The 3,273-nt window shown below is 70.7% G+C and carries 3 protein-coding genes; 2 read left to right on the forward strand and 1 reads right to left on the reverse strand.

From position 1 onward, the window contains the following. Positions 1–340: 340 nt before the first annotated feature. On the forward strand, positions 341–817 hold the full coding sequence (locus ABD207_RS26285) for a hypothetical protein (RefSeq protein ID WP_344015647.1): 477 nt from the start codon (positions 341–343) through the stop codon (positions 815–817). 56 nt (positions 818–873) lie between these two features. Further along, complete coding sequence (locus ABD207_RS26290; protein ID WP_344015648.1) at positions 874–1,890, forward strand: NAD-dependent epimerase/dehydratase family protein; 1,017 nt, start codon at positions 874–876, stop codon at positions 1,888–1,890. Between the two features lies 1 nt (position 1,891). Here the strand turns inward: ABD207_RS26290 and ABD207_RS26295 are convergent. Then, a partial coding sequence (locus ABD207_RS26295) for a hypothetical protein (RefSeq protein ID WP_344015649.1) occupies positions 1,892–3,273 on the reverse strand: 1,382 nt, incomplete at its 5' end.

Below are 3,273 nucleotides of genomic sequence, written 5' to 3' on the forward strand. Positions count from 1 at the left end.
CCGCAGCCCTCATCGCCCATCGCCGACTCACCAAGTGAAACAACGTCTAAAAGCGGCCCGGCTGCCGTCCATTTACTCCGGCTTGTTCAAACTACGTCACGCGCTCAAGGGGTTCCTCGCAGAAGTCGCAGATGCCGAACGGGCCGCAGCACAACCGCCCGCACCTCAAAGGCCGTTGCTGGTGTGGTGGAGGAGATTCCGAGGCGAGGAACCACACGGAGCTGCCGCAGCGGAGCGCCAACTCGGAGAATGATCACTCAGTGCCCCTGCGGAGTCCTGGCCGGTCGGCTGGGGGCCCTTGGCGTATCCGTGTCCGATCACCGTGGGATGATCCCCCGTCATGGGGAGACATACTTGGGGGAAGACGGCCAGCGCGCTGATCCTGGCCGTGACCGTGGCAGCCGTGAGCGGCTGCAGCAGCTCGGACGACGCCGGCGACGGGAAGCCGACCGGCACGGCGGTCGCGAAGGCGACCGCGCCGAGCGTGAAGGAAGCGACCACCACGTTCCAGGCCGCGGTGACGAAGTTCGACACTGACGGCGGGTGCCTCGAAGAGGAACCGGGCACGTGCTGGGACCAGATGAAGGCGCTCATGGAGCCGGCGCGTGACCTGCGGGCGGCGATGAACGCGGAGAAGTCGGTGAGCGCCGACTTCTGGACCGAGGCGTACACGCTGATCGACACCATGGAGAAGGGCATCGCGGTCGGCGAGGACAAGGGCGCCGCCGGCGGCTCTGCGGAGCTGACGAACCGTGACGACGTTCTCGGCTCCGCCCATGACCTGTCCGACTGGTTTGACCAGCACCCCATTTCGTAACCGGGCAGGCGGGGACCGCCTTCCGCGAGGGCGATGTGGGCGGCAGGATCATGCCCATGAGAATTCTGGTCATCGGCGGTACCTGGTTCCTCGGGAAGTGCATCGCAGAAGAGGCGTTGGCGCGCGGCTGGTCCGTCACCACCTTCAACCGGGGGCGGTCCGGCCGCGACGTCGACGGCGTGGAGCCAGTGCACGGGGACCGCACCGACCGGACCGACCTCCAGCGGCTCGCCCAGCGCGGGCCCTGGGACGCAGTGGTGGACACCTCCAGCTCCGACTTCGCGCCCCGCGACGTCCTCCTCGCAGCGACCGAGCTGCGCGAGGCCGCCCGGCGCTGGGTGCACATCTCCACGGTGTCCGTCTACGCGGGGTGGCCGCATCAGACCCTCACCGACACCTCGACGCTGCTGGACTGCCCCGCCGACGCTGACGAGTCGTACGGATACACCGGAGATGACGGGAGCCCGACCGTGTACGGCTTCCAGAAGGCCGGCGGGGAACGGGCGGTCACCGAGGCGTTCGGCGACGCCGCGGTGTTCCTGCGGCCCGGCGTCATCCTCGGCCCCGGCGAGTACGTCGGACGGCTGCCCTGGTGGCTGACCCGGGCCAAGCGCGGCGGGCGGATTCTGGCGCCCGCCCCGGGCGAGCGGCGCATTCAGCCGGTCGACGTCCGCGACGTCGCCACCTTCGCGCTCGACCAGGCCGCCGCCGACACCTCGGGCGGGTACAACGTCACCCATCCCGACGGGATCACGTTCGCGGAGTTCATCCGTGAGTGCCTGACGGTGACCGGCGGTGCCGGAAGGCCGGAGTGGGTGGAGCCGGCCGTGCTGACCGAGCACGGGGTCGCCCAGTGGACGGAGATGCCGCTGTGGCGGACGCACGCGGGCGTGTGGGCGGTGGACTCCAGCCGGGCCGTAGCCGCGGGGCTGCGCTGCCGGCCGATCGCCGAGACGATCCGCGACACCTGGGCGTGGCTGGCTGCCGACGGGCGTCCCGTGGACCACCCGAGGTGGGCGGAACACGGGATCGCCCCGGAGAAGGAAGCGAAAATTCACGCCTCCCTGAGCTGACTCAGGCTTCCAACTGGAGAAGCGCAGAGCGGGTGCTGAGCTGGTGCGCGCTCGCACTGCGGGTGAAGTCCTCGACGCGGTCGCGCAGCTCGCGCGGCAGCGCCGAGGACCGGTAGACCGGCCGCGCGAGATGCTGCTGGATCTGCCCCGCGCGCACGAGGACGCCGGTCACCCGCTGGTCCCCCGGGATCTCCCACAGGGGGGCCAGCGCCTCGGCGGCTCCGTCGACGTCGTCGGCGAGGAGCCGGGCCATGGCAAGGTCGGCGGCCGCGCCGCCAAGGACGTGCGCCGACCGGTCGGCCTCCGGCCGCTGGCCGATCAGGTGCAGGGCCCGCTGGGCGGACTCCTCCGCCTGCCCCTGGTCGTGGATCAGAAGGGCGGTCGAGCTGCTGGACATGGCCAGCCGCTCGGGCGTGAACCCGAACTCGCCCCCGACCCCGTCGTGAAGGTCGTCCCGGGCCCCGGACTCGGCCGCCATGGAGAGCTGGAGAGCGCTCCGGGCGGACTCCGTGTCGCCGAGGTAGCCGTGCGCCCGCGCCTCGATGGCCAGGAGCCGGCGCCGGGCGACGTCGCCGAGCCCGCCGTAGCTCTGGGCGCGCTGCGCCTTCCTGACGGCCTCGCCGGGCATGCCGGTGAAGTACGCGATGTACGCGAGGATGCCGTCCGCGTACGCCCGCAGAGGCTGGAAGCGGGCGCTCTCGCCGTAGAGGTCCGCAGCACGGGCCAGACGGCGGGCGTTGTCGAAGGAACCGAGGTCGAAGGCCGCCGCGGCGAGCAGGGCCATGGTCTGTCCGGTCAGCTCCAAGAGGCGCTGCTGCTGGTTGGGGATCTGGGTGCGGTCGCGCTGGCTCTGCAACTCCTCCTGCAGTGCGCGGCCGCGCCGGAACACCTCCAGGGGCGGAAGCGAGGCGTATGCGCGCGCCAGGGACGCCACGTCGTCGGTGAGCTGGTCGAGGCTGGTGTCGGAGACGGACGCTGCGGCGGTCGCGCCGGCGTCGTCCTGTGCGTCGCGTGCGGTCATGGTGATCTCGTGCTCCAGGTCTAGCGCGGGTGCCTGGGAATCCTCGGTGGGAGGAGGGGCGAACAGCTCAGCAACGCCACAGCCGAACATGGCCTGTAACACTCGCCGGGTGTCCGCGGACAGCGACTCGGGGCGGGCCTTGCCTGCTCTCCAGCGGAACACCGTCCGCTCGCTGCAGGTCGGGTTGTTCGGGCCCTTCCCGACGACCTCGTCGGCCGTTCTGTCGAACAGAGCCACGAAGTCCGGAGCGCCGAGGTTGCGGCGGTCGCAGAGGACCTTGAGCAGCGTCTCGGGTTGTTCCGTCAGAGGCTGTTGTCGTTCCGATCTTGAGGGATGCGTTTCGAACGGGAGTCTCGATCGGG

This window comes from Streptomyces thermospinosisporus (assembly GCF_039526425.1).
Classification (GTDB): domain Bacteria; phylum Actinomycetota; class Actinomycetes; order Streptomycetales; family Streptomycetaceae; genus Streptomyces; species Streptomyces thermocarboxydovorans.

Excerpts from the sequence above, each read along its gene's own strand:
- ABD207_RS26285 (WP_344015647.1), top strand. The coding sequence starts at position 341 with ATGGGGAGACATACTTGGGGGAAGACGGCCAGCGCGCTGATCCTGGCC.
- ABD207_RS26290 (WP_344015648.1), top strand. The coding sequence starts at position 874 with ATGAGAATTCTGGTCATCGGCGGTACCTGGTTCCTCGGGAAGTGCATC.